Annotated in this window: 23 protein-coding genes; 3 read left to right on the top strand and 20 right to left on the bottom strand. The window is 69.2% G+C overall.

Translation table 11 applies throughout. The features are described 5' to 3' along the window. Window positions 1–9 precede the first annotated feature (9 nt). Window positions 10–558: a hypothetical protein gene (locus G3I60_RS12445; RefSeq protein WP_164293371.1), complete on the bottom strand. Its 549-nt coding sequence runs from the start codon at window positions 556–558 to the stop codon at window positions 10–12. Window positions 559–711: 153 nt separating this feature from the next. Between G3I60_RS12445 and G3I60_RS12440 the strand changes: the two genes are divergently transcribed. The 3 genes from G3I60_RS12440 to G3I60_RS12430 all read left to right on the top strand — a co-directional run bounded on the left by G3I60_RS12440 (window position 712) and on the right by G3I60_RS12430 (window position 4,742). After that, entirely contained in the window at window positions 712–1,923 is a 1,212-nt protein-coding gene (locus G3I60_RS12440; protein WP_164293370.1) for a sensor histidine kinase, read from the top strand. Next, window positions 1,920–2,570, top strand: coding sequence for a response regulator transcription factor (locus tag G3I60_RS12435; protein WP_164293369.1), 651 nt, complete (start codon window positions 1,920–1,922; stop codon window positions 2,568–2,570). Before G3I60_RS12440 ends, G3I60_RS12435 begins: the two co-directional genes overlap by 4 nt. 150 nt (window positions 2,571–2,720) lie before the next feature. Beyond that, window positions 2,721–4,742: a glycoside hydrolase family 18 chitinase gene (locus tag G3I60_RS12430; protein ID WP_164293368.1), complete on the top strand. Its 2,022-nt coding sequence runs from the start codon at window positions 2,721–2,723 to the stop codon at window positions 4,740–4,742. Window positions 4,743–4,926: 184 nt separating this feature from the next. Here the strand turns inward: G3I60_RS12430 and G3I60_RS12425 are convergent, their stop codons facing one another. From G3I60_RS12425 to rho, 19 genes are all read right to left on the bottom strand, one after another. Then, window positions 4,927–5,379, bottom strand: a complete 453-nt coding sequence (locus G3I60_RS12425; RefSeq protein WP_138355959.1) for a DUF2550 domain-containing protein — start codon at window positions 5,377–5,379, stop codon at window positions 4,927–4,929. Between the two features lie 97 nt (window positions 5,380–5,476). After that, complete coding sequence (locus tag G3I60_RS12420) at window positions 5,477–5,872, bottom strand: F0F1 ATP synthase subunit epsilon (RefSeq protein WP_138355960.1); 396 nt, start codon at window positions 5,870–5,872, stop codon at window positions 5,477–5,479. A 143-nt stretch (window positions 5,873–6,015) separates the two neighbouring features. Continuing rightward, window positions 6,016–7,458, bottom strand: coding sequence for a F0F1 ATP synthase subunit beta (gene atpD, locus G3I60_RS12415; RefSeq protein ID WP_164293367.1), 1,443 nt, complete (start codon window positions 7,456–7,458; stop codon window positions 6,016–6,018). Window positions 7,459–7,463: 5 nt separating this feature from the next. Further along, window positions 7,464–8,390, bottom strand: a complete 927-nt coding sequence (locus tag G3I60_RS12410) for a F0F1 ATP synthase subunit gamma (RefSeq protein WP_164293366.1) — start codon at window positions 8,388–8,390, stop codon at window positions 7,464–7,466. Between the two features lie 2 nt (window positions 8,391–8,392). Further along, window positions 8,393–9,964: a F0F1 ATP synthase subunit alpha gene (gene atpA / locus G3I60_RS12405; protein ID WP_164293365.1), complete on the bottom strand. Its 1,572-nt coding sequence runs from the start codon at window positions 9,962–9,964 to the stop codon at window positions 8,393–8,395. 124 nt (window positions 9,965–10,088) lie between these two features. Further along, a complete protein-coding gene (locus tag G3I60_RS12400; protein ID WP_164293364.1) occupies window positions 10,089–10,904 on the bottom strand; it encodes a F0F1 ATP synthase subunit delta in 816 nt (271 codons plus the stop codon). Further along, entirely contained in the window at window positions 10,901–11,446 is a 546-nt protein-coding gene (locus tag G3I60_RS12395; RefSeq protein WP_164293363.1) for a F0F1 ATP synthase subunit B, read from the bottom strand. Before G3I60_RS12395 ends, G3I60_RS12400 begins: the two co-directional genes overlap by 4 nt. Before the next feature lie 33 nt (window positions 11,447–11,479). Then, entirely contained in the window at window positions 11,480–11,716 is a 237-nt protein-coding gene (gene atpE, locus G3I60_RS12390; RefSeq protein WP_138355966.1) for an ATP synthase F0 subunit C, read from the bottom strand. 66 nt (window positions 11,717–11,782) lie between these two features. Next, window positions 11,783–12,598, bottom strand: coding sequence for a F0F1 ATP synthase subunit A (atpB, locus tag G3I60_RS12385; protein WP_164293362.1), 816 nt, complete (start codon window positions 12,596–12,598; stop codon window positions 11,783–11,785). A gap of 222 nt (window positions 12,599–12,820) precedes the next feature. Continuing rightward, the gene (locus tag G3I60_RS12380) at window positions 12,821–13,234 is read right to left on the bottom strand and encodes a hypothetical protein (protein WP_138355967.1); all 414 of its coding nucleotides are present in this window, start codon (window positions 13,232–13,234) and stop codon (window positions 12,821–12,823) included. A 261-nt stretch (window positions 13,235–13,495) separates the two neighbouring features. Further along, a complete protein-coding gene (locus G3I60_RS12375; protein WP_138355968.1) occupies window positions 13,496–14,800 on the bottom strand; it encodes an MraY family glycosyltransferase in 1,305 nt (434 codons plus the stop codon). Between the two features lie 160 nt (window positions 14,801–14,960). After that, complete coding sequence (glyA, locus tag G3I60_RS12370) at window positions 14,961–16,262, bottom strand: serine hydroxymethyltransferase (protein WP_164293361.1); 1,302 nt, start codon at window positions 16,260–16,262, stop codon at window positions 14,961–14,963. 128 nt (window positions 16,263–16,390) lie between these two features. Continuing rightward, complete coding sequence (locus G3I60_RS12365; protein ID WP_138355970.1) at window positions 16,391–17,029, bottom strand: protein-tyrosine-phosphatase; 639 nt, start codon at window positions 17,027–17,029, stop codon at window positions 16,391–16,393. Further along, window positions 17,026–17,673, bottom strand: coding sequence for an L-threonylcarbamoyladenylate synthase (locus G3I60_RS12360; protein WP_138355971.1), 648 nt, complete (start codon window positions 17,671–17,673; stop codon window positions 17,026–17,028). The genes G3I60_RS12365 and G3I60_RS12360 overlap by 4 nt, the downstream gene beginning before the upstream one ends. A gap of 58 nt (window positions 17,674–17,731) precedes the next feature. Beyond that, the gene (prmC, locus tag G3I60_RS12355) at window positions 17,732–18,577 is read right to left on the bottom strand and encodes a peptide chain release factor N(5)-glutamine methyltransferase (protein WP_138355972.1); all 846 of its coding nucleotides are present in this window, start codon (window positions 18,575–18,577) and stop codon (window positions 17,732–17,734) included. Window positions 18,578–18,633: 56 nt separating this feature from the next. Then, entirely contained in the window at window positions 18,634–19,722 is a 1,089-nt protein-coding gene (gene prfA / locus G3I60_RS12350) for a peptide chain release factor 1 (RefSeq protein WP_164293360.1), read from the bottom strand. Window positions 19,723–19,830: 108 nt separating this feature from the next. Then, on the bottom strand, window positions 19,831–20,058 hold the full coding sequence (gene rpmE, locus G3I60_RS12345) for a 50S ribosomal protein L31 (protein ID WP_138355974.1): 228 nt from the start codon (window positions 20,056–20,058) through the stop codon (window positions 19,831–19,833). 201 nt (window positions 20,059–20,259) lie between these two features. Beyond that, window positions 20,260–21,381: an LCP family protein gene (locus G3I60_RS12340; RefSeq protein WP_164293359.1), complete on the bottom strand. Its 1,122-nt coding sequence runs from the start codon at window positions 21,379–21,381 to the stop codon at window positions 20,260–20,262. A gap of 229 nt (window positions 21,382–21,610) precedes the next feature. Continuing rightward, window positions 21,611–23,707, bottom strand: a complete 2,097-nt coding sequence (gene rho / locus G3I60_RS12335; RefSeq protein ID WP_343241938.1) for a transcription termination factor Rho — start codon at window positions 23,705–23,707, stop codon at window positions 21,611–21,613. Window positions 23,708–23,863 lie beyond the last annotated feature (156 nt).

The raw sequence follows: 23,863 nt of genomic DNA, 5'->3' as shown, positions 1-23,863 counted from the left end.
GGTGAGAGCTCACCCGCGGATCGCGGCGCGCTCGCGCTTCGGCCAGATCGTGTAGCTGGCGGCGATGACCAGGTTGATGCCGGTGATCATCGCCATCCGCAGCTGCCACTGCGTCAGCGCGGCCGTCCGGTCCGCGTCGCCGACCGCCCGGACGGCCGCCTGCAACAGCACCACGGCGATGACCGCCGCAAGCGCCGTGCGGGCGAGGATCCGCCACTCGTGGACAGCGCGCGCCCTGCCGTACTTGGGCGCCCCGGCCGGCTTCGGTCCGCCGGCGAAGCGGTGGGCGAAGTGGCCGTCGGCCCACGTCACCATGGAGTGGCCGTAGGCGATCGAGAAGCCGATGTAGGCGGCGGCCAGCCCGTGCTTCCAGTCGGCGGTGGCGCCCGCGCGCAGGTCGAGGACGGTGGCGGCGAGCAGCACCACGTCCACCAGCGGCACGCAGGCCAGGACCACCGCACCGGCCTTCGGCCGCCGCAGCGGATAGCGCAGGACGAGCCCGGCCGCCAGCACCAGCCAGAAGCCGATCTCGCACGCGACGATCACGGTGATGATCATTACCTGACACCTTTCCCTCGATTTCCTCCAGCCTCGCGGGCGTCCCGCCCGGTTACGTCGTCGCACCTGACGATCCGCGTCTGCATCCTTCGATGTACCGGCCTACGACCGGCGGACGACGCCCGGACCCCCGCGGCATGCTGTGATGGAGTCATGCCGCTCGCCCTCCCCCGCCCGCATCCGGTCGATGTGCGGATCGCCGCCGCCGGGCTGCTCGGCGGGCTGGTGATGTGGTCGTTCGGCCTCTACACGCATTCGGGCCGGGCGCCGCAGGTCCCGGCCTGGGGGACGCTGCTGCCGCTGGCGCTCATGGCCGGCTGCGAACTGCTGCGCCGGGTCGCCCCGCTGGTGGCGATCATCACCGGCGTCGTCGCCCTGACCGCCGACATGATCATCGGTTCGCTGCTGGTCACGGTGCTGATGTTCACCGACATCGTCTACGCGGCCGTGCTGTACGGCCCGAAGCGCATGACGCGGTCCGTGCCCGCCGTGAGCATCGTCATAACGACGGCGATCACCATCACCCTCGCGCTGACCCAGCGCAACGCGCAGGCGCTCTCCGGCGGCCTGATCTGCGCGCTGATCTCGGTGGCCCCGGCCTGGAGCGGGATCATCGTCCGCCAGCACCGCGACACCGCGGACGCGGCGACGCTGCGGGCCGAGCAGACGACGCTGCTGGCCGAGCTGGACCGGCAGCAGGCGGTGACGGCGGAGCGCGCCCGGATGGCGCGGGAGCTGCACGACATGGTCGCCAACCACCTCTCCGCGATCGCCATCCACTCCACGGCCGCGCTGTCGATCGACAAGCGCGAGGGCCCGGCGCGTGACGCGCTCGGGGTGATCCGGGAGAACAGCGTCCAGGGACTCTCCGAGATGCGCCGGCTGATCGGGCTGCTCCGGGACACCGAGGGGGACGCGGCGCCGGCTGCCGCGCCCACGCTGAAGGCGCTGGACGCGCTGCTGGAGCACGCCCGCGTGGGCGGCGCCGAGAGCGGGCAGACGTTCGCCCTGCGGGACGACCGCCCGCACGACGCTCCCCCGCTGTCGACCCCCGTCGAGCTGGCGGCGTACCGGATCGTGCAGGAGTCGCTGACCAACGCGCTCAAGCACGCGGCGCCCGGCGAGGTCCTGGTCGTGCTGGAGCAGGACGAACGGGCCCTCACCGCCACCGTCAGCAGCCCGTTCGGCGACCGGGACGGTCCGCGCGCGCCCGGTTCCGGTTCGGGTCTGATCGGTATGCGGGAGCGGGCGGAGCTGCTCGGCGGCTCCTTCGAGGCGGGCCTGGAGCAGGCCGCGGACAGTGACGGCAAGGTGTGGCGGGTGCGGGCGGTCCTGCCCTTCGACGGCGGGGGACGAGCAGGATGATCCGTGTGGTGGTCGCCGAGGACCAGAGTGCCGTGCGCGCCGGACTGGTGATGATCCTGCGCTCCGCCCCCGACATCGAGGTGGTCGGCGAGGCCGCCGACGGCGAGGAAGCGGTGCTGCTGGCCCGCGAACTGCGCCCTGACGTGGTGCTGATGGACATCCAGATGCCACGTCTCGACGGCGTCGAGGCCACCCGGCGGGTGGTCGCCGAGCAGCTCGCGGACGTCCTGGTGCTGACCACCTTCGACCTGGACGAGTACGTCTTCGGAGCACTGCGCGCGGGCGCCGCCGGCTTCCTGCTCAAGGACACCGACGCGGAGCGGCTGCTGGAGGGGGTGCGGCTGGTGGCGCGCGGCGACGGGATGATCGCCCCTGCGGTCACCCGGCGGCTCATCGGAGCGTTCGCCGGGCAACCGGCGAAGCGGTCCGCCGACCCCGCCGTTCTGGACGTTCTGACCCCCCGTGAGCGCGAGGTGCTGGCGTGTCTCGGCAGCGGGCAGTCGAACGCCGAGATCGCGGTGCGGCTGGAGATGGCCGAGGCGACGACGAAGACGCACGTCAGCCGGATCCTGGCGAAGCTGGAGATGCGCAGCCGGGTCCAAGCGGCGGTACTGGCACAGGAGTTGGGTATGGTCCAGACCTCTTGACCTATGGTCCAGACCTTTCTACGCTCACCCACACAACAGATGGTGAGCGGACCATGACAATCACGCGATGAAACACCGTCGGAATGACTGTCGGGCGTGCTCTCCGGGCGGCGCAGGTTCCCCCCTTCCCCCCAACCTCGAGGAGCACCCTTGAGAACAGGAACCGCACAGCTCATCCGGCGCAGATCAGCGGCGGTCGCCACCGCGCTGCTGCTCCCGCTGGCCGCGATCGTGGGCCTGGCCACCCAGGCGAGCGCGGCCGCGGCCGCCACCGCGACCTACGCCAAATCGTCCGACTGGGGCACCGGATTCGGTGCCGGCTGGACCATCAAGAACACCGGCACGACGACGATCACCTCCTGGACCGTCGAATGGGACTACCCGACCGGCACCTCGGTCACCTCCTTCTGGGACGCGACCGTCACCCACACCGCCAACCACTGGACCGCCAAGAACGTGGGCTGGAACGGCACCCTCGCCCCCGGCGCCAGCGCGAGCTTCGGCTTCAACGGCGCGGGCTCCGGCAGCCCGAGCGGCTGCAAGGTCAACGGCGGTTCCTGTGACGGCGGTACGGTGCCGGGCGACAACCCGCCCTCCGCCCCTGGCGCCCCCACGGCCAGCGGCATCACCAACACCTCCGCCACCCTGTCCTGGACGGCGGCGACCGACGACAAGGGCGTCAAGAACTACGACGTCATCCGCGACGGCACCACCGTGGCGACCGTCACCGGCCTCACCTACACCAACACCGGTCTGACCGCGGGCACCGACTACGTCTACACCGTCAAGGCCCGCGACACCATCGACCAGACCGGCCCGGCCGGCAACGCGACCATCGTGCACACCACCGGCGGAGGCGGCGGCGACCCCGGCGGCACGTACGCCAAGGTCGGCTACTTCGTGCAGTGGGGCATCTACGGCCGCGGCTACACCGTGAAGTCCCTGGTCAGCACGGGCGCGGCGGCGAAGCTCACGCACATCAACTACGCCTTCTCCAACATCGACCCGACCAACCTGACCTGCATGAACGGCGTCACCAAGGCCACCACCAGCAACCCGGAGGACCCCAACCAGGGGGACGGCGCCGGTGACTCCTGGGCGGACTACGAGAAGGGTTTCAGCGCCGGCGAGTCCGTCAACGGCAGCACCGACACCTGGGACCAGCCGCTGGCCGGCAACTTCAACCAGATCAAGCAGCTCAAGGCCAAGTACCCGAACCTCAAGGTCAACATCTCGATCGGCGGCTGGACCTACAGCAAGTACTTCTCGGACGCCGCCAGGACCGCGGCCTCGCGGCAGAAGTTCGTGCAGTCCTGCATCGACATGTACCTCAAGGGCAATCTGCCCGTCAGCAACGGACGCGGCGGCCCCGGCTCCGCGGCCGGTGTCTTCGACGGCGTGGACATCGACTGGGAGTGGCCGGGCTCGCCCGACGGGCACCCCGGCAACCACTACTCCACCGCGGACAAGGCCAACCTCACCGCTCTGCTGGCCGAGTTCCGCACCCAGATGAACGCGCTCACCACGACCACCGGGAAGAAGTACCTGCTCACCGCGTTCACCCCGGCCGACCCGGCCAAGGTCGACCTCGGCTGGGACATCAGCGCCAACGGCATCTTCAAGTCGATGGACTTCGCCAACGTCCAGGGGTACGACTTCCACGGCTCCGGCAGCGACAACAGCTGGGAACCGCTCCGCACCGGCCACCAGGCCAACCTCTATCCCGACACCCAGGACCCGTACACCACGCACTTCAGCGTCGAGGGCGCCGTCAACAAGTACCTCGGCGCCGGCGTCAGCCCGCGCCAGCTCACCATCGGCCTCGCCTTCTACGGGCGCGGCTGGCAGCAGGTCACCGACGGTGGCGTGCACGGTGAATGGCAGGCGGCCAACGGGGCCGCGCCCGGCCAGTTCCCCGAGGAGTCCGGCACCCGCGGCTACAGCAACCTGATCGCCTCGGTCGGCGGCCTCACCGTCTACCACGACGAACAGTCCGTGGCGACGTACGGCTACACCGGCGCCAACGGCCAGTGGTGGAGTTTCGACGACACCTGGTCGATCGGCAAGAAGAGCGCCTGGATCAAGTCCAAGAACCTGCTCGGCGCGATGATCTGGGAGATGTCCGGTGACACCGGAACCCTCATGACGTCCGTGGACAGCGGGCTCAAGTAGAAGCCCCCCGGCCGGGGCCCGACACGCCGCCCGTCGTCCCCGGCCGGGGACACACAGAAAACCCTCAAGCGCCGGGCGGGCTGAATGATCAGCCCGCCCGGCGCTTGAGGGCAAAGCACTAAGCCACATTGACTCTCCCCCAGACTCCGTCCGGGGGTGCCCCCATACAGCGAGGCCTCTCTATTTAAGCCACATTGACTCGCTGGCCGGGAGGCGCGGCCTCCAGCCAGGCCAGGAAGCCCGTCAGGGCGTCCTCGCTCATCGCCAGCTGCAGCCGGGTGCCGCGGTGCGCGCACAGCAGCACGGTGGCGTCGGAGAGCAGTGCCAGCTCCTCCTGCCCCTGCGGGGGCCGGCGGCTGAGCACCTCGATCGCGGGACGGTCCAGCACGCGCCGCGGCCGCGGCGAGTACGAGAAGACCCGGAACCACTCGATCCGGTCACCGCTGTACCGGGCCACACCGTAGACCCAGCCCTTGCCGGTGGACTCGACCTCTTCCCCGTCGGCCGGGGCCGGTCGCAGACTGCAGTCGAAGGTGCCGCCGGGGCGCTGGATCAGCCGCCGGCGGAGCCCGAAGACGAACAGTCCCAGCAGCGCCGCTGCCACAATCCCGCCACACACCTGAAAAGCGAGGATCACGCCCACCGACCTCCTCGCCTAGGAATGGCTACTGCCCTTACTGTGCCGGAGCCGCGGACCGCCCCATGGGCTGTCCGCGGCATCCAGGTATATCCGCTCAGTGACCGCTCGAAACGGCGGCCAGCCGGACCTCGGCGCGCCTTTCGGCGGCTGCGTCGGTGTCGGCCTTGGAACGCTCCAGAGCCCGCTCGGCACGCGCGACATCGATCTCGTCGGCGAGCTCCGCGATCTCGGCGAGCACCGAGAGCTTGTTGTCGGCGAAGGAGAGGAATCCACCGTGTACGGCGGCGACCACGGTGCCACCGTCGCTCGTACGGATCGTCACGGGACCGGACAGCAGCACACCCAGCAGCGGCTGGTGTCCCGGCATGACGCCGATGTCACCGGACGGCGTGCGCGCGATGACCATGGTGGCTTCGCCGGACCAGACACTGCGGTCCGCTGCGACCAGCTCGACGTGCAGCTCAGCCAAGACGGCTCCTCGGTTCGGCACCCACCGCTTCCGGCGGGTGTTGGGTCAAAGAATAGTGGAGGTTTCCCCGGCGTTACCGCCAAGGACCCGCTCCCGCGGGTGCGCAGGGGGTGAAAGGTGCTGTCGTGCGCACCGTCCACCCCCCGCGCGTCGTGCCGCCGGACTCAGCTGACGCCGAGCTCCTTGGCGTTGCGCACCAGGTCCTCGATACCGCCGCACATGAAGAACGCCTGCTCGGGGAAGTGGTCGTAATCACCATCGGCGATGGCGTTGAACGCCGTGATCGACTCCTCGAGCGACACGTCGGAGCCGTCCACACCGGTGAACTGCTTCGCCACGTGGGTGTTCTGCGACAGGAAGCGCTCGATCCGACGGGCGCGGAAGACGGTGAGCTTGTCTTCTTCACCCAGCTCGTCGATGCCGAGGATCGCGATGATGTCCTGGAGGTCCTTGTACTTCTGCAGGATGCCCTTGACGCGCATGGCGCAGTCGTAGTGGTCCTGCGCGATGTAGCGCGGGTCCAGGATCCGGGACGTCGAGTCCAGCGGGTCGACCGCCGGGTAGATGCCCTTCTCCGAGATCGGACGCGACAGAACGGTCGTCGCGTCCAGGTGGGCGAAGGTCGTCGCCGGGGCCGGGTCGGTCAGGTCGTCCGCGGGGACGTAGATCGCCTGCATCGAGGTGATCGAGTGACCGCGGGTCGACGTGATGCGCTCCTGCAGGATGCCCATCTCGTCGGCCAGGTTCGGCTGGTAACCCACCGCGGACGGCATACGGCCGAGCAGGGTGGACACCTCCGAGCCCGCCTGGGTGTACCGGAAGATGTTGTCGATGAAGAAGAGCACGTCCTGGCCCTGAACATCGCGGAAGTACTCCGCCATGGTCAGACCGGCAAGCGCCACGCGAAGACGGGTGCCCGGGGGCTCGTCCATCTGGCCGAAGACCAGCGCGGTCTTGTCGATGACGCCGGACTCGGTCATCTCCTCGATGAGGTCGTTGCCCTCACGGGTACGCTCACCGACACCCGCGAACACCGACACACCGTCGTGGTTGTTGGCGACGCGGTAGATCATTTCCTGGATCAGCACGGTCTTGCCGACACCGGCACCACCGAACAGACCGATCTTGCCGCCCTTGACGTACGGGGTCAGCAGGTCGATGACCTTGACGCCGGTCTCGAACATCTCGGTCTTGGACTCGAGCTGGTCGAAGGCCGGGGCCTTGCGGTGGATCGGCCAGCGCTCCGTGATCTCGACCGTGGACGGGTCCACGTTCAGGATCTCACCGAGGGTGTTGAACACCTTGCCCTTGGTGACGTCGCCGACGGGGACGGTGATGCCCGAGCCCGTGTTGGTCACCGGGGACTGGCGGACCAGACCGTCGGTGGGCTGCATCGAGATGGTGCGGACCAGGCCGTCACCCAGGTGCTGGGCGACTTCCAGGGTCAGCGTCTTCAGCTTGCCGTCCTCGGCCGGGTCAGCGACCGTGACGTGCAGAGCGTTGTAGATCTCCGGCATCGCGTCGACGGGGAATTCCACGTCGACGACCGGGCCGATGACCCGAGCGACGCGGCCAGTAGCCGTGGCCGTTTCAACAGTGGTGGTCATAGTGGTTAGTCACTCCCCGCGCTAGCGTCGGCGAGGGCGCTCGCGCCACCGACGATCTCGCTGATTTCCTGGGTGATTTCGGCCTGGCGGGCCGCGTTGGCAAGCCGGGAGAGCTTCTTGACGAGGTCTCCGGCGTTGTCGGTCGCCGACTTCATCGCGCGACGGCGGGCAGCGTGCTCGGAAGCGGCGGCCTGCAGCAGTGCGTTGTAGATACGGCTCTCGACGTACCGCGGCAGCAGGGCGTCGAGGACGCCCTCAGCCGACGGCTCGAAGTCGTACAGCGGCAGGATCTCTCCCTTGCCGTGCGACTCCTCCTGCGCCTCCAGCGCCTCCGCGTCGAGGCTGAGCGGCAGCAGCCGGTTGTCCACCGGCGACTGCAGCATCATCGAGACGAACTCGGTGAACACGATGTGGAGCTCGTCCACACCGCCCTCGGCCGTGTCCTGCTGCACCGCCGCGATCAGCGGTGCGGCGATCGCCTTGGCGTCCCCGTAGGACGGCTGGTCGGTGAAGCCCGTCCAGGACTCCACGACCTTCCGCTCACGGAAGTTGTAGTACGCGACGGCCTTACGGCCGACGAGGTACGAGTCGACCTCCTTGCCCTCCGAGCGAAGCCGCTCGGTGAGCCGGTCCGCAGCCTTGATCGCGTTGGACGAGTACCCGCCGGCCAGGCCGCGGTCGCTCGTGATGAGCAGAACCGCGACCCGGGTGGGCGACTCGACCTCGGTGGTCAGGGCGTGCTTGGTGTTGGAGCCCGTGGCGACCGCGGTCACCGCGCGGGTGAGCTCGGTCGCGTACGGACCCGATGCCGCCACCTGACGCTGCGCCTTGACGATGCGCGAGGCGGCGATCATCTCCATCGCCTTGGTGATCTTCTTGGTCGCGGTTACCGACTTGATGCGACGCTTGTAGACCCTGAGCTGGGCTCCCATGCTCAGCCCTCACCCAGGAGCTTGCCGTCCGACGTCTCAAACTGCTGCTTGAAGGTGGCAACGGACTCGGCAAGCGCCTGCAGCGTGTCGTCGGACATCTTCGCGCCCTCGACGATGCTGTTCATCAGGCCCTTGTGCTCGCGGCCCATGTAGTCGAGGAGCTCCCGCTCGAAGCGGCGGATGTCCTCGACCGGGACGTCGTCCATCTTGCCGGTGGTGCCGGCCCAGATGGAGACGACCTGGTCCTCGACCGAGTACGGCGCGTACTGGCCCTGCTTCAGCAGCTCGACCATCCGCTTGCCGCGCTCCAGCTGCGCCTTCGAGGCCGCGTCCAGGTCGGAACCGAAGGCGGCGAACGCCTCCAGCTCGCGGTACTGGGCGAGGTCGACACGCAGTCGGCCGGACACCTGGCGCATGGCCTTGTGCTGCGCGCTGCCGCCGACTCGCGAGACCGAGATACCGACGTTCAGCGCCGGGCGCTGGCCCGCGTTGAACAGGTCGGACTCCAGGAAGCACTGGCCGTCGGTGATGGAGATGACGTTGGTCGGAATGAACGCCGACACGTCGTTCGCCTTGGTCTCGACGATCGGCAGACCGGTCATCGAACCCGCGCCCATGGCGTCCGAGAGCTTCGCGCAACGCTCGAGGAGACGGGAGTGCAGGTAGAAGACGTCACCCGGGTACGCCTCGCGGCCCGGCGGGCGGCGGAGCAGCAGGGAGACGGCGCGGTAGGCGTCGGCCTGCTTCGACAGGTCGTCGAAGACGATCAGGACGTGCTTGCCCTGGTACATCCAGTGCTGGCCGATGGCCGAGCCGGTGTACGGGGCGAGGTACTTGAAGCCGGCCGGGTCGGACGCCGGAGCCGCGACGATCGTCGTGTACTCGAGAGCGCCCGCCTCCTCCAGCGCACCGCGCACGGACGCGATGGTGGAGCCCTTCTGGCCGATGGCGACGTAGATGCAGCGGACCTGCTTCTTCGGGTCGCCGGAACGCCAGTTGTCACGCTGGTTGATGATCGTGTCGACAGCCAGGGCGGTCTTGCCCGTCTGGCGGTCGCCGATGATCAGCTGACGCTGACCGCGGCCGATCGGCACCATCGCGTCGACGGCCTTGAGGCCGGTCTGCATCGGCTCGTGCACCGACTTACGCACCATGACGCCGGGAGCCTGCAGCTCCAGGGCGCGACGGGCGTCCGTCTCGATCTCGCCGAGGCCGTCGATCGGGTTGCCGAGCGGGTCGACGACCCGGCCCAGGTAACCCTCGCCGACTGCGACGGACAGGACCTCTCCGGTGCGTCGCACCGGCTGGCCCTCCTCGATACCGCTGAACTCGCCGAGGACGATAGCGCCGATCTCGCGCTCTTCGAGGTTCAGCGCGAGACCGAGGGTCCCGTCCTCGAACTTCAGCAGTTCGTTCGCCATGGCCGAGGGAAGACCCTCGACCTTCGCGATGCCGTCACCGGCCTCGCTGACCGTGCCGACCTCCTCGCGCGAGGCGGCGTCCGGCTGGTACGACTGGACAAAGGTCTCCAGCGCGTCCCGGATCTCCTCCGGCCGGATCGTGAGCTCCGCCATCTGGGTTCCCTGCTCTCCTTGTTGGGCCCGAAGTTTCCTGCGGGTGCCTGGGGGTCGTCCCCGGCAGGCACCTCGCTACGGCCCAACTCGGGCCGCGGTCATGCTCTTGAGTTGGTGGCTGGTCTCAGCCGGCCATCCGCCGGGCCGCCTCTTCGAGGCGGTCGGCGATGGTGCCGTTGATGACCTCTTCGCCTACGTGCACCGTGATCCCGCCGAGGACCGTCGGGTCCACGTCGAGGTTCAGGTGCACCTGCCGGCCGTACAGCTTGGCCAGCGCGGCGCCGAGGCGCTGCTTTTGCTGGTCGGTCAGCGGTACGGCCGAGACCACCACCGCGACCATCCGATTACGGCGGGCGGCTGCCAGCTTGGACAGGGCTTCGAGCCCTGCTTCCAGGCTACGTCCCCGCGGGTGGGTGACAAGCCGGGCGACCAGTCGCTCGGTGACCGGGCTGACCCGGCCGTCGAGCAGTGAGCGCAGCAGCTCGGCCTTGGCCGAGGTCACGGCGACCTTGTCGGTCAGCGCGGCCCGCAGCTCGCTGCTGCCGGAGACGATCCGGCCGAAGCGGAACAGCTCGTCCTCGACGTCGTCGAGAGCGCCCGCGCGCTGGGCGGCGACCAGGTCGGCGGCGTAGGAAAGCTCCTCCACCGCGTCCGTCAGGTCACGCGACCGGGACCAGCGGGAGCGGACCAGGCCCGACACGAGGTCGAGGGTCTCTCCGCCGATCTGGCCGCCGAGCAGCTGCTCGGCCAGTCCTGCCTTGGCCTCGCCGGTCTTCGCCGGGTCGGTCAGGGCACGCCGCAGCGATCCCTCACGGTCGAGCAGCCCCGTGACGGAGGCCAGCTCTTCCCCGAGCTTCGCCGCGTCGACGGACGTGTTGTCCGTCAGCGCGTCGAGCTGCTCGCGTCCGGCGGCCAGTGCCTCGCGGCTCGCGCCGTTCATCGCGTGGCCTCGGCCTTCTCCTCGAGCTCGTCGAGGAAACGGTCGATGGTGCGGCTCTGCCGGGCGCTGTCCTCGAGGGACTCGCCGACGAGCTTGCCGGCCAGGTCGGTGGCGAGCTTGCCCACGTCCTGGCGCAGCGCCTGCGCGGCTGCCTTGCGGTCGGCCGCGATCTGCGCGTGGCCGGCCGTGACGATGTCCTCGCGCTGCCGTTGGCCTTCCGCGCGCATCTCGGCGATGAGCGCGGCGCCCTGCTCCTGCGCCTCCTGGCGCAGTCGCGCGGCTTCGTGCCGGGCCTCGGAGAGCTGCTCGCGGTACTGCTCGAGCGTCTGCTGCGCCTCGGCCTGGGTGGCCTCGGCCTTCTCCATGCCGCCTTCGATGGCCTCGCGGCGCTCGTCCAGAACCTTGTTGATGTTCGGGAGGAGCTTCTTGGCAAGGAAAATGAAGACGATGGCGAAGGCGATCAGCCCGATGATGAGCTCGGGGATCGGCGGGATGAGGGGGTTTTCCGCCTCCTCCGCAGCGAGCTGAACCAGGGGGTTCACATCAGTGCCTTTCGTCGAAGATGCGTCGGCTGATTACTTGCCGAACACGAACGGCATGACGATGCCGATCAGCGCGAGTGCCTCACAGAACGCGAAGCCGAGGATCTGGTTCTGACGGATCAGGCCGGCGGCCTCGGGCTGGCGGGCCAGGGCCTGCGTGCCGTTACCGAAGATGATGCCGATACCGATGCCGGGGCCGATGGCCGCGAGGCCGTAGCCGATCGAGCCGAGGGAGCCGGAGACGGCAGCGAGGTTCTCCACAGCGGACATGCTGTTTCTTCCTTCTCTTTCACAAGCCGGTGGGGGTTGGCCACCGGACGTCTGGGTGGGATGGGCTCAGTGGTGCTCGGCGAGCGCGCCCTGGATGTAGTTGGCGGCCAGGACGACGAAGACGTACGCCTGGACTGCCTGGATGAAGAGCTCGAAGGCGGTCAGCACGATCACCATCACGAACGAGACACCGGCGTAGGCGATACCGACATCGTTGAGCAGGTACCAGCTGGCGATGGTGAACATCAGCAGCAGCAGGTGGCCGGCGAACATGTTCGCGAAGAGCCGGACCGTGTGCGTGAAAGGACGCACAAGGACGTTCGAGAAGAACTCGATGCCGACGGCCATGGGGAGCACCGCGCCGAGCGACTTGTCGTAGCCGGTGATGTTCTTCAGTCCGCCGACGAACCCGTGCGTCTTGAAGGTCAGCGTCATCCAGGTGATGTAGACGATCAGTGCCATCCCCGCGGGGAAGGCGATGATCGACGTCACCGGGAACTGGGCGACCGGAACGATCGACCAGAGGTTCATGATCCAGATCATGAAGAACAGCGAGACCAGCAGCGGAACGTACTTCTCGCCCTGCTTCTTGCCGAGCGACTCGTAGACGATCCCGCGACGCACGAAGTCGTATCCGGCCTCGCCGATCATCTGCAGCTTGCCCGGGACCAGCTTCGGCTTGTTGAAGGCCGCCCAGAAGAATCCGACGACGATGACCGTGCTCAGCAGAGCGAGCAGCATCGGCTTGTTGAAGTCGAAGCTGCCGATACTGAAGATCGGGTCGAAGACGAAGGAGTGCAGACCCGGGGAGGGGAAGCCGCAGTGGCTCGAGTCGAAGATGTGGCAGTCGGTCTCGAAGGCGAGAACCTGGTCAGCACTCACCGCGAGCTCCTTCAGCGTGGCACATGGGTAGGGCAACCTCGATGTGTCGGCGCGGCGTGCAGCCACGGAACGGCACTGGACTGGTCTTGCAGATGTGGGGGCGGCGCATCGGCTTCGAACCGAGAGGCTGGGCAGGCAATCTCGCCGCCCGCGCCAGCTCTGCCGCAGTTGAGACCGGACGATAGCAAATGAGCGGCGACGCCTTTACCGCGCCCCTACCATTCACGACGTGGACCCTGCGGAATCCGGGTCCACGTAGAAGATCTTGGCCTTCATATGAGCGCGAGCCTGGGCAAGGATCCAGACCAGGGACGCAGCGAGCACCGAGAAGGCGAAAGTCGGCAGGTCGAACAGCGTGGTGTGCTTGAACAGCGCAAGGATGATCGCGAGCACCAACAGCTGAGTCGTGTAGAGCATCAGGCCCATGGCCTGGAACAGATGTGGCAGGGACCTCGCGGTCCGCTGCAGCGCGAACAAGCCAATACCCATGAAGATCATGACGATCACAGCACCGAGGGCGCCGCCGATCGCTCCTTTGCCACCGGTGACCATGCCACCGACAGCGACAGCGATGACGCCGGCCGCAACGGTGGGGACAGCGCAGTGAAGGAACGTTCGGACGTCGTTGGACTGCATGGTGGCAGCTCCTCCGGCGGGAGTTGGGGGAAAGCGGCTGGTCGTCGGAGACGAGCGTAGACCCGGACCGAGGACGTGCCTCACGCCGGAAGACCGTCGCACTAGGGTCTTTCGGCTTGTTTCCCGGGTTTCGTGAACGGTATCACAAAGTATTTGATGCGGTCTTTACCTTGTAAGTGTGCTGCCTGTCACACGGAAGGAGTAGTCGGCGTGTCGTCCGGCTGACGTCCAACTCGACGTCTGGTAGAGGCGAACAGCCGATTACCTGCGGCTGTCGACCGGGCGTCGGTCGGGCAGCCGGGAGCGGTCGCCGATGGCCGTCGAACCGTGCACGCCGGCCGCTCCGCCGGCGCGGATCAGCTGCTCGGCGGCGAGCTGCGCGGCCTGCGTCGTCCGGCGCTTGCGGCGGTAGCGCGGCGGCACGAACGCCTCGGCCCAGCGCGGTGCGCGCGGCCGGAACCGCGGCAGCAGCAGCACGACCAGGCCGACGGCGCTGAGGACCATGATCACCAGCACGATCCACAGGCTGGAGGAGTTGAGCGAGAAGGCGACCGCGCCGAACGCGATCAGCGCCGACCAGAAGTACATGATCAGCACGGCCCGGCTGTGCGAGTGGCCGATCTCCAGCAGCCGGTGGTGCAGATGTCCGCGGTCGGCGGCGAACGGCGACTGCCCGTTCCAGGTGCGGCGCACGATGGCCAGCACCAGGTCCGCGGCCGGGATCGCGATCAGGGTGAGCGGCAGCAGCAGCGGCATGTAGACCGGCACCATGAAGTGCACGGTCTCCCGGGTGGACCCCGTCATGTCGGTGATGGCGTCCGGGTCCACCTGGCCGGTGATGGAGATCGCGGACGAGGCGAGGACCAGGCCGATCAGCATCGAGCCGGAGTCGCCCATGAAGATCCGGGCCGGGTGCAGGTTGTGCGGCAGGAAGCCCAGGCACATCCCGATGAGGATCGCGCTGAACAGCGTCGCGGGGGCGGCCGCCTCGACGCCGTAGCCGTACCACATGCGGTAGGCGTACATGAAGAACGCGATGGCGGCGATGGCGACCATGCCGGACGCCAGGCCGTCGAGGCCGTCGACGAAGTTGACGGCGTTGATGGTGATCACGACCAGCGCGACGGTGAGCAGCGTGGACTGGATCGGCGACAGTGAGACGGTGCCCACACCGGGGACCGGCAGCCACAGGATCGTCAGACCCTGCAGCACCATGACGCCCGCGGCGATCATCTGGGCGCCGAGCTTGATCAGCGCGTCCACGCCCCACTTGTCGTCCAGCACGCCCAGCAGCCAGATCAGGCCCGCTCCGGAGAGCAGCGCCCGCGGCTCGTTGGACAGCTCGAAGACGCTGCTGAGGTTCCACAAGTGGGAGGAGACCAGCAGACCCGCGCACAGCCCGCCGAACATCGCGATCCCGCCGAGCCTGGGTGTCGGCTCCCGGTGCACGTCCCGCTCACGGATCTCCGGCATGGCGCCGGCCGCGATCGCGAACTTCCGCACCGGGCCCGTCAGCAGATACGTGACGGCGGCGGTCACACAAAGCGTCAGCAGATACTCGCGCACAGGGCTGCCTCCGGCAGGGTCGGCCGGACGAAGCGGTGCTTCAGGGGCGTCGGGCAGGTCCTCACAGCGTCACACCTTAGTGGCGTCGTACTCCCAGCTGCGAACATCTGCGAAGACTCACAGATACCGGCCCGCGGTTCCAGTGTCGCGGGACGGCCGGTCACGCCGGGTACGGCGGGAAGCCTCCGACGAACTGCGCGACCTCGGCGGCGAGCCCCTGCTCCTCGCGCAGCGCCCGGGCGATCAGGGGTGCGACCTGCGACATCTCCGGTTCCGCCATGCCCTGGGTGGTCACCGCGGCGGTACCGATCCGGATGCCGGACGCGATGTCGGACGGCTGCGGATCGTACGGCAGCGCGTACTTGTCGAGGACGATTCCGGCGGCGGCGCAGCGTCCTCGCGCCTGTACTCCGGTGACACCCAGCGGAGTGACATCGGCGGTGATCAGATGGGTGTCGGTACCGCCGGTGGTGATCGTCATCCCCTCGGCGGCGAGCGCGTCGGCCAGCAGCCGCGCGTTGGCGACGACCTGGTGGGCGTACGCGGCGAACGCCGGGGTCGCGGCCTCGGCGAAGGCCGCCGCCTTCGCGGCGATGGAGTGCAGATGCGGGCCGCCCTGCGAGAACGGGAAGACCGCCCGGTCGATGCGCTGGGCGAGATCGGCGCCGCACAGGATCAGCCCGCCGCGCGGTCCGCGCAGCACCTTGTGGGTGGTGGCGCACACCACGTCCGCGTACGGCACGGGGCTGGGCGCGGCACCGCCGGCGACCAGGCCCAGGGTGTGCGCGGCGTCCACGATCAGATACGCGTCGACCTCGTCGGCGATCTCCCGGAACGTCCGGTAGTCGATGTGCCGGGGGTACGCGATGGCGCCGCACACGATCGCCTTGGGACGGTGCTCCCGGGCCAGCGCGCGTACCTGGTCGTAGTCGATCCGTCCGCCGCCGTCCGGGGCACCGGGCGGCGTCACCCCGTAGCCGACGAAGCGGAACCAGCGGCCGGAGAAGTTCGCCTGCGAGCCGTGCGTGAGGTGGCCGCCGTGCGGCAGCGCCATCGCGAGCACCTTGTCACCGGGGACCAGCAGCGCCGCGTACGCGGCCAGGACGGCCGAGGACCCGGAGTACGGCTGCACGTTGGCGTGCGCGGCGCCGAACAGGCCGGTGGCACGCTCCACCGCCAGCCGCTCCGCCACGTCGACCAGTTCGCACCCGGAATGGTGACGGCGGGAGGGATAACCCTCGGCGTACTTGTTGGCGAGCGGCGAGCCGAGCGCGGCGAGGACGGCGGACGAGGTGAAGTTCTCCCCCGCGATCAACTGCAGCGTGGTGCTCTGCCGTTCCAGCTCGGCGAGCAGCACACCCGCCAGCTCCGGGTCCTGCCGACGCAGCGCGTCGAAGTCCGGTTGCCACGTCTGGGCGGCGGGCCGCAGCGGGGTGGGTGAAGTCGTTTCGGCGACCGGCATGGCTGGACTCCCGCAGGAGGGTCGGGTTACTGCACCCAACTGTAGGGGCGCCGCCGCCGCGGCGCCCGGCGAGCGGAGCATCACGTGCCGGATCCGGCCGCGCCCGGCCTGCCGGGGGGCTCGGGGCCCTACCGGGGGGTCGGGGTACGGATTCCGGTCAGCGCGGTGACGACCGGGTCGAGGGAGCTGTGGATCTCCTCGCCGATGCTGCGGAAGAACCCGATCGGGGCGCCGTAGGGGTCGTAGACCTCGTCGGCCTCGGCGCTCGGGGCCAGCAGCCAGCCGCGCAGCGCGGCGGCGGCACGGACCAGCGCGCGGGCACGGTCGGACACACTGCCCTCGGGGAGGGTCGCGGGATCTATCGCCCGCACCAGCCGGGTGAACTCCTTCAGCGTGAAGGTGCGCAGCCCCGCCGCGTGCCCCATCGAGATGACCTGCGCGCGGTGGTCGCGGGTCGCGGTCAGCACCAGGTCGGCGTCGATGACGTGGTCGTCGAGCAGCTCACGGCCGATGAACCCGGACGCGTCGGCGCCGTACTCGGTGAGGACGGCGGCGGCGTGCGCCTCCATGGGCGCGCCTTCGTGCCCCCAGGTGCCGGCGGACTCGACGAGGATCCCGTCGGCACCGTCACCGAGGCGCAGCGTCAGCTCATGACGGGTCAGCCGCTCGGCGATCGGCGAGCGGCAGACATTGCCGGTGCAGACGTGGAGGATGCGGAAGCGGTCATCGCGCTGACCCGGTATGCCACGCCTTTCGGGCGCGGTCAATTGCGCTCCTCCAGGTCGGGTACGACCTCTCGGAGCTGGTCGGCGCTGATCGCGCCGGCCCGCAGCAGCACCGGGATCTTGCCGGTCACGTCGACGATGGACGACGGGACGGTGGCGGGCGTCGGCCCGGCGTCCAGGTACACCGCGACGGAGTCCCCGAGCATCTCCTGGGCGGCGTCGCAGTCCTCGGGGGAACGGTGGCCGGTCAGATTGGCGCTGGACACCGCGAGCGGGCCGGTGGCGGTCAGCAGTTCGATCGCGACGGGGTGCAGCGGCATCCGGACCGCGACGGTGCCGCGGGTGTCGCCGAGGTCCCAGTTCAGGGACGGCTGGTGCTTGGCGACGAGGGTGAGCGCGCCGGGCCAGAAGGCGTCGACGAGCTCCCAGGCCTGCTCGGAGAAGTCCGTGACCAGGCCGTGCAGCGTGTTCGGGGAGCCGACCAGCACCGGGGAGGGCATGTTGCGGCCCCGGCCCTTGGCCTCCAGCAGATCGCCGACGGCCTGTGCGTCGAACGCGTCCGCGCCGATGCCGTACAGGGTGTCGGTGGGCAGCACGACGAGCTCACCACGCTTGATGGCGGACGTCGCTTCGCGCAGTCCGGCGGCGCGGTCGGTCGCGTCCGAGCAGTCGTAACGCCGTGCCATTAGCTGACCTCCAGGCTGTGCGCCGCTGCGGCGCCGTGCGTGCAGTTGACCCGCGTCATCATGGCGTCGCCTTGCGGGCCGTGGTGAAGCGGGGCCGGTTGTTCAGGTCGGGGTGGTCGGCGGCGTCGGCCCAGCCGGCGTCCTCCTTGAAGATCCACGGAACCTGACCGCCCTGGGAGTCCGCGTGCTCGATCACGACGACGCCGCCCGGCCGCAGCAGCCGGTGCGCCGTGCGCTCGATGCCGCGGATGGTGTCGAGGCCGTCCTCACCCGAGAAGAGGGCAAGTTCGGGGTCGTGGTCACGCGCTTCGGGCTGTACGTACTCCCACTCGGTGAGCGGGATGTACGGCGGATTGCTGATGACGAGGTCCACCTGGCCGTTGAGCTCGGGGAACGCGCTGAGCGCGTCGCCGTGCTCCAGCTGGACCTTGCTTCCTTCGATGTTCTTGCGGGCCCATTCCAGGGCCTTCTCCGACAGCTCCACGGCGTGCACGCGCGACCGCGGCACCTCCTGGGCCAGTGCCAGCGCGATGGCGCCGGAGCCGGTGCACAGGTCGACGATCAGCGGCTCGGCCACGTCCATGGCCCGTACGGCGTCTATCGCCCAGCCGACGACCGACTCCGTCTCGGGGCGGGGGACGAAGACGCCCGGCCCGACCTGGAGCTCCAGATACCGGAAGAAGGCGCGCCCGGTGATGTGCTGGAGCGGTTCGCGGGCCTCGCGGCGGGCGACCGCCTCCCAGTAACGGGCGTCGAATTCGGAGTCGGCGACCGAGTGCAGCTCGCCGCGCTTGACGCCGTGCACGTACGCGGCCAGTTCCTCCGCGTCGAAACGCGGGGACGGCACGCCGGCGTCGGCCAGCCGCTGGGCGGCCTGCGCCACCTCGGCGAGCAGCACGTTCACTGATTGCCCTCCTGTTAGCTCGCGCTGTGGCTGGTCAGCCGGCGCTTCGGCTGGTGTCAGCCGGCGTCGCCGGCCGCGGCCAGCTTGGCGGCGGAGTCGGCATCGACACACGCCTGGATCATCGCGTCGAGGTCCCCGTCGAGGACCTGGTCCAAGTTGTACGCCTTGAAGCCGACGCGGTGGTCCGAGATGCGGTTCTCGGGGTAGTTGTACGTCCGGATCCGCTCGGAGCGGTCCACCGTGCGGACCTGGCTGCGGCGCGCGTCGGAGGCCTCCTGGTCGGCTTCCTCCTGCGCGGCGGCGAGCAGCCTGGAACGCAGGATACGCATCGCCGACTCCTTGTTCTGGAGCTGGCTCTTCTCGTTCTGGCAGGAGACGACCAGACCGGACGGCAGGTGCGTGATGCGCACCGCGGAGTCGGTGGTGTTGACGGACTGGCCGCCGGGGCCCGACGAGCGGTACACGTCGATGCGCAGATCGTTCGGGCCGATCTCGACCTCGACCTCCTCGGCCTCGGGCGTGACGAGCACGCCGGCCGCGGAGGTGTGGATCCGGCCCTGCGACTCGGTGGCGGGCACCCGCTGCACGCGGTGCACCCCGCCCTCGTACTTCAGCCGCGCCCAGACGCCCTGGCCGGGCTCGGTGGCACCGTTGCCGCCCTTGGTCTTCACCGCGACCTGGACGTCCTTGTAGCCGCCGAGGTCGGACTCGTTCGCCTCGATGATCTCGGTCTTCCAGCCGACGCGCTCGGCGTACCGCAGATACATCCGCAGCAGGTCGCCGGCGAACAGCGCGGACTCCTCGCCGCCCTCTCCGGCCTTGACCTCGAGGATGACGTCCTTCTCGTCGTGCGGGTCGCGCGGTACGAGCAGCAGCCGCAGTTTCTCGGTCAGCTCGACGCGCTGCTTGTCCAGCAGCTTGAGCTCGGCCGCGAAGTCCGGATCGTCCTGGGCGAACTCACGGGCGGTCTCGATGTCCTCGCCGGTCAGCTTCCAGGAGCGGTAGGTGCCGATGATCGGCGTCAGTTCGGCGTAGCGCTTGTTGAGCTTGCGGGCATTGGCCTGATCCGCGTGCACCGCGGGATCGGCGAGCCGCTTCTCGAGGTCGGCGTGCTCGCCGATCAGTTCCTCGACTGCCTCGAACATTGCTGTGCCTCTCCTGAACAACCCTGGACTGCTATCGGTACCGGACGACAAAGCGCCGGTCCGGTCCCCCGAGGTGTCGGGAGACCGAGAACCGGCGCTTTCGGGTCGCTACTTCTGGGCGGACCCGGCGGCCTTCTTGCCGAAGCGGGCCTCGAAGCGGGCCACGCGGCCACCGGTGTCGAGGATCTTCTGCTTGCCCGTGTAGAACGGGTGGCACGCGGAGCAGACGTCGGCGCGAATCACGCCGCTCTTCTCGGTGCTGCGGGTCGTGAACGACGCGCCACAGGTGCAGGTGACCTGGGTCTCGACGTACTCGGGGTGGATTTCGCGCTTCAAGGGATGCTCCTAGGTTCGGGAGGGCGCCGGGTCGTGGAGCGGGTTTGCGTCACGTGAACCGGGGCCAGCGGTCCAGTCTGCCAGCACCGGCCGCATCTCCCAAAACGAGAGGCGGCCGGATTTCATTCCCGACGGCCCCGCACGGTCCGGAAAAGGCCCGGAACCGGTGCGGGAACCCGTTCGGGGGGTTCGGGAACGGCTTCAGGAACCGGTTCCGACGACGCCCTTGGCATCGGTCTCGTCGGCGGCGGAGCCCTTGGTGGCGGCGGCCGGTATCGGCAGGTCCGCCTTGAGCGCCTGCCAGACCAGGGCGGCCTGCGAGTCCATGGGCTCGACGCGGTTCGCGTCGCTCTTGGCGTACTGGACCGGCAGCGTCACCATGTTGATGTTCTCGGACTTCAGGCCCTTGAGGCTCCCCGCCAGGCTCTTCAGACCGCTGATGGAGGCCAGGTCCGAGTCCGTGGTGATGGCCTTCGTGGCCTTGTCCGCGACCTTGTAGAGCTGCGTGGGGCTCGACAGCAGGCCCAGGCCGTTCACCCGGTCCATGAGCGCCTTCATGAACGCCTGCTGCAGCTGTATGCGGCCCAGGTCGCTGCCGTCGGCCACCGCGTGCCGGGTGCGGACCAGGCCGAGCGACTGCTCGCCGTTGAGCGTGTGGGTGCCGGCCGCGAGGTCCAGGTGGCTGGACGTGTCGTGGATCGCCTTGCTCGTGGTGACGGGGACCCCGCCCAGGGCGTCGATCAGGCCCTTGAAGCCGGTGAAGTCGACCTCGATGTAGTGGTCCATGCGGATACCGGTCATGGACTCGACGGTCTTGACCGCGCACGCGGGGCCACCGACCGAGTACGACTCGTTGAACATCACCTTGTTCACCTTGGGCGAGGTGCCGCCGCCGGTCCTGGCGCACTCCGGGCGGGTGATCAGGGTGTCGCGCGGGATGCTCACCACGCTGGCCGTCTTGTGGCCCTCGTAGAGGTGCACGATCATCGCGGTGTCGGAGCGGGCGCTGCCCTCGTCCGTGCCGTACTTGTCGTTCGCGCCGGCGCGGGAGTCGGAACCGAGGACGAGTATGTCCTCCGAGCCGTTGTCGACCTGCTCCGGCCGGTCGTCACCGAGCGCCTGGTTGATGTTGACGCCCTTGATGTTGCCGTTGAGCTTGAAGTACAGGTAACCGGCGCCCGCACCGCCCACCACGACCAGTCCCGCCACGGCCCAGACGGCTATTCGCAGCAGGCGGCGGCGCGGGGCCGTCCGCCGGCGGCGGCCGGAGGCGTGCTGGGAGCCGCCGTTCGTCCCCCGCGTATCGCTCGTGTCGTCCGCCATGGCCTCAGTCCTCGTCCGTCGTCGGTGTGCTGCTACCCCCAGCTGTGTCGCTCAGGCGTGGCTTGTCTTGTATGTCAGACGGCGAACCGCCCGACGTGGTTCCTGGCGAGTGTGCACGCCGCACATAAGAACGGGCTCCCAGGGACCCCTTCCGGGGAGCCTGAGAGCCCGTTCCGAGCCTCCTGAGGCCCTTCTGTGACATACGTCTCGGAAGGGTCCCGAGCCCGGGTCAGTCGTTGCTGTTGCCCGGGGTCGTCTTGGCGATCTGCATCAGGAACTCGGCGTTCGACTTCGTCTGCTTCATCTTGTCCAGCAGCAGCTCGATCGCCTGCTGCGAGTCGAGCGCGTGCAGCACCCGGCGGAGCTTCCAGACGATCGCGAGCTCGTCGCGGTCGAGCAGGATCTCTTCCTTACGGGTACCGGACGGGTCGACGTCCACCGCGGGGAAGATGCGCTTGTCGGCGAGCTTGCGGTCGAGCTTGAGCTCCATGTTGCCGGTGCCCTTGAACTCCTCGAAGATCACCTCGTCCATGCGCGAGCCGGTCTCGACCAGCGCGGTGGCCAGGATGGTCAGCGAGCCGCCGTCCTCGATGTTGCGCGCCGCACCGAAGAAGCGCTTCGGCGGGTAGAGCGCGGTCGAGTCGACACCACCGGACAGGATGCGGCCGGAGGCCGGCGCCGCGAGGTTGTACGCGCGGCCCAGACGGGTGATCGAGTCCAGCAGGACGACCACGTCGTGACCCAGCTCGACGAGACGCTTGGCGCGCTCGATGGCCAGCTCGGCGACGGTGGTGTGGTCCTCGGCGGGACGGTCGAAGGTCGAGGAGATGACCTCGCCCTTCACCGACCGCTGCATGTCGGTGACCTCTTCCGGACGCTCGTCGACCAGGACGACCATCAGGTGGCACTCGGGGTTGTTCACGGTGATCGCGTTGGCGATCGCCTGCATGATCATGGTCTTACCGGTCTTCGGCGGGGCCACGATCAGACCACGCTGGCCCTTGCCGATCGGCGCGACCAGGTCGATGATCCGGGTCGTCAGCACACCCGGGTCGGTCTCCAGGCGGAGCCGGTCCTGCGGGTACAGCGGGGTCAGCTTCTGGAACTCCGGACGGCCGCGGCCGGAGTCCGCCGCCATGCCGTTCGCCGAGTCCAGCCGGACCAGCGCGTTGAACTTCTCGCGGCGCTCACCGTCCTTGGGCTGGCGGACGGCGCCGGTGACGTGGTCGCCCTTGCGCAGACCGTTCTTGCGGACCTGGGCGAGCGAGACGTACACGTCGTTCGGACCCGGGAGGTAGCCGGACGTCCTGATGAACGCGTAGTTGTCGAGAATGTCCAGGATGCCCGCGACGGGGATCAGGACGTCGTCGTCGTTGACCGTCGGCTCGTTGCCGAACTGCTGCTGCTCATCGCGGCGGTTGCTGCCCCGCCCGCGGCGGTCGCGGTAACGGCCCCGACGGCGGCCGCGGCCGTCACCGAACTCGTCGTCGTCCTGCGCGTTCTGACCCTGGCTCTGGTCACGGCCCTGACCCTGACCGCCCTGGCCCTGGTTCTGGTCGCGGCCCTGGCCCTGGTTCTGGCCGCCCTGGCTCTGGCCCTGCGGGCTCTGGCCCTGGCCGCCGCCCTGGTTGCCGCGGTTCTGGCGGTTGCCGCCCTCCGCGCCGCCGCCCGCGGCGGCCGCGCCGTTCTCGTCGCCACGGTTGTTGCGGCGCTCGCGCTGCCGCTCCTGCCGCTCGCGGCGGTCGTTCTGCCGGTCGCCGCGCTGGCCGCGCTGGCGGTCCTGGCGCTCCTCGCCGGCCGCGGTCCTGCCGTCGGCGGCGGGCTTGCCCTCGGCACCGTCAACAGCGGCCTCGGCGCGCTCGCCGGCCCGCTCGTTCCTGGCAGCCTTGGGCTGCTCACCGGCGGGCTGGCCGGGAATTTCGATCTGCTTCGCCTCGGACGGCGCGGTGGCGGCCGGAGCCGCGACAGCGGGCTCGGAGCTCTCCACCGTGCGGGCCCGGGAGGTCGCCCGGCGCTTCGGCTTCTCGGCAACGGGCTCGGCGGTCGCCGTCCCGGCTACCGCGGCGGCCTTGGGAGCGCTGGTGGCCGCACCCTTGCCGGCCTGCGTCTCCTTGATCGTCTCGATCAGCTGGCTCTTGCGCATCCGCGCGGTGCCCTTGATACCGAGACCGGAGGCAAGCTGCTGCAGCTCTGCCAGGACCATGCCGTCGAGGCCGGTCCCCGACCGGCGGCGCTTGGGGGCAGCACCGGTGGCAGGCGCGGCAGCGGCGTCCGGAGCGGGCGCGGCGTCTGCACGCACGCCCATCAGATCGGTGGTGTCGCTCACGAAGGGTCCTTCCCTGGAGCGGACGTCGGCCTGTCTGGCTCGGCGACCGGTTGTGCTGTCCGGATCTGGGCGTTTCCGCTGCTCAGAGCCGGGGCGATGGTCCGCCTGATGGCGGAAGAAATACCTACATGGTTCCGGCGCGAAGGTTAAAGGAGA

Source organism: Streptomyces sp. SID13666 (assembly GCF_010548325.1).
Taxonomy (GTDB): domain Bacteria; phylum Actinomycetota; class Actinomycetes; order Streptomycetales; family Streptomycetaceae; genus Actinacidiphila; species Actinacidiphila fildesensis.
This window is presented reverse-complemented; position numbering and strand designations above follow the sequence as displayed.

Coding starts and splice junctions, on each gene's coding strand:
- G3I60_RS12445 (WP_164293371.1), bottom strand. CDS start 558: ATGATCATCACCGTGATCGTCGCGTGCGAGATCGGCTTCTGGCTGGTG.
- G3I60_RS12440 (WP_164293370.1), top strand. CDS start 712: ATGCCGCTCGCCCTCCCCCGCCCGCATCCGGTCGATGTGCGGATCGCC.
- G3I60_RS12435 (WP_164293369.1), top strand. CDS start 1,920: ATGATCCGTGTGGTGGTCGCCGAGGACCAGAGTGCCGTGCGCGCCGGA.
- atpD (WP_164293367.1), bottom strand. CDS start 7,458: ATGACCACCACTGTTGAAACGGCCACGGCTACTGGCCGCGTCGCTCGG.
- G3I60_RS12410 (WP_164293366.1), bottom strand. CDS start 8,390: ATGGGAGCCCAGCTCAGGGTCTACAAGCGTCGCATCAAGTCGGTAACC.
- atpA (WP_164293365.1), bottom strand. CDS start 9,964: ATGGCGGAGCTCACGATCCGGCCGGAGGAGATCCGGGACGCGCTGGAG.
- G3I60_RS12400 (WP_164293364.1), bottom strand. CDS start 10,904: ATGAACGGCGCGAGCCGCGAGGCACTGGCCGCCGGACGCGAGCAGCTC.
- atpE (WP_138355966.1), bottom strand. CDS start 11,716: ATGTCCGCTGTGGAGAACCTCGCTGCCGTCTCCGGCTCCCTCGGCTCG.
- G3I60_RS12380 (WP_138355967.1), bottom strand. CDS start 13,234: ATGCAGTCCAACGACGTCCGAACGTTCCTTCACTGCGCTGTCCCCACC.
- glyA (WP_164293361.1), bottom strand. CDS start 16,262: ATGCCGGTCGCCGAAACGACTTCACCCACCCCGCTGCGGCCCGCCGCC.
- G3I60_RS12360 (WP_138355971.1), bottom strand. CDS start 17,673: ATGGCACGGCGTTACGACTGCTCGGACGCGACCGACCGCGCCGCCGGA.
- prfA (WP_164293360.1), bottom strand. CDS start 19,722: ATGTTCGAGGCAGTCGAGGAACTGATCGGCGAGCACGCCGACCTCGAG.
- G3I60_RS12340 (WP_164293359.1), bottom strand. CDS start 21,381: ATGGCGGACGACACGAGCGATACGCGGGGGACGAACGGCGGCTCCCAG.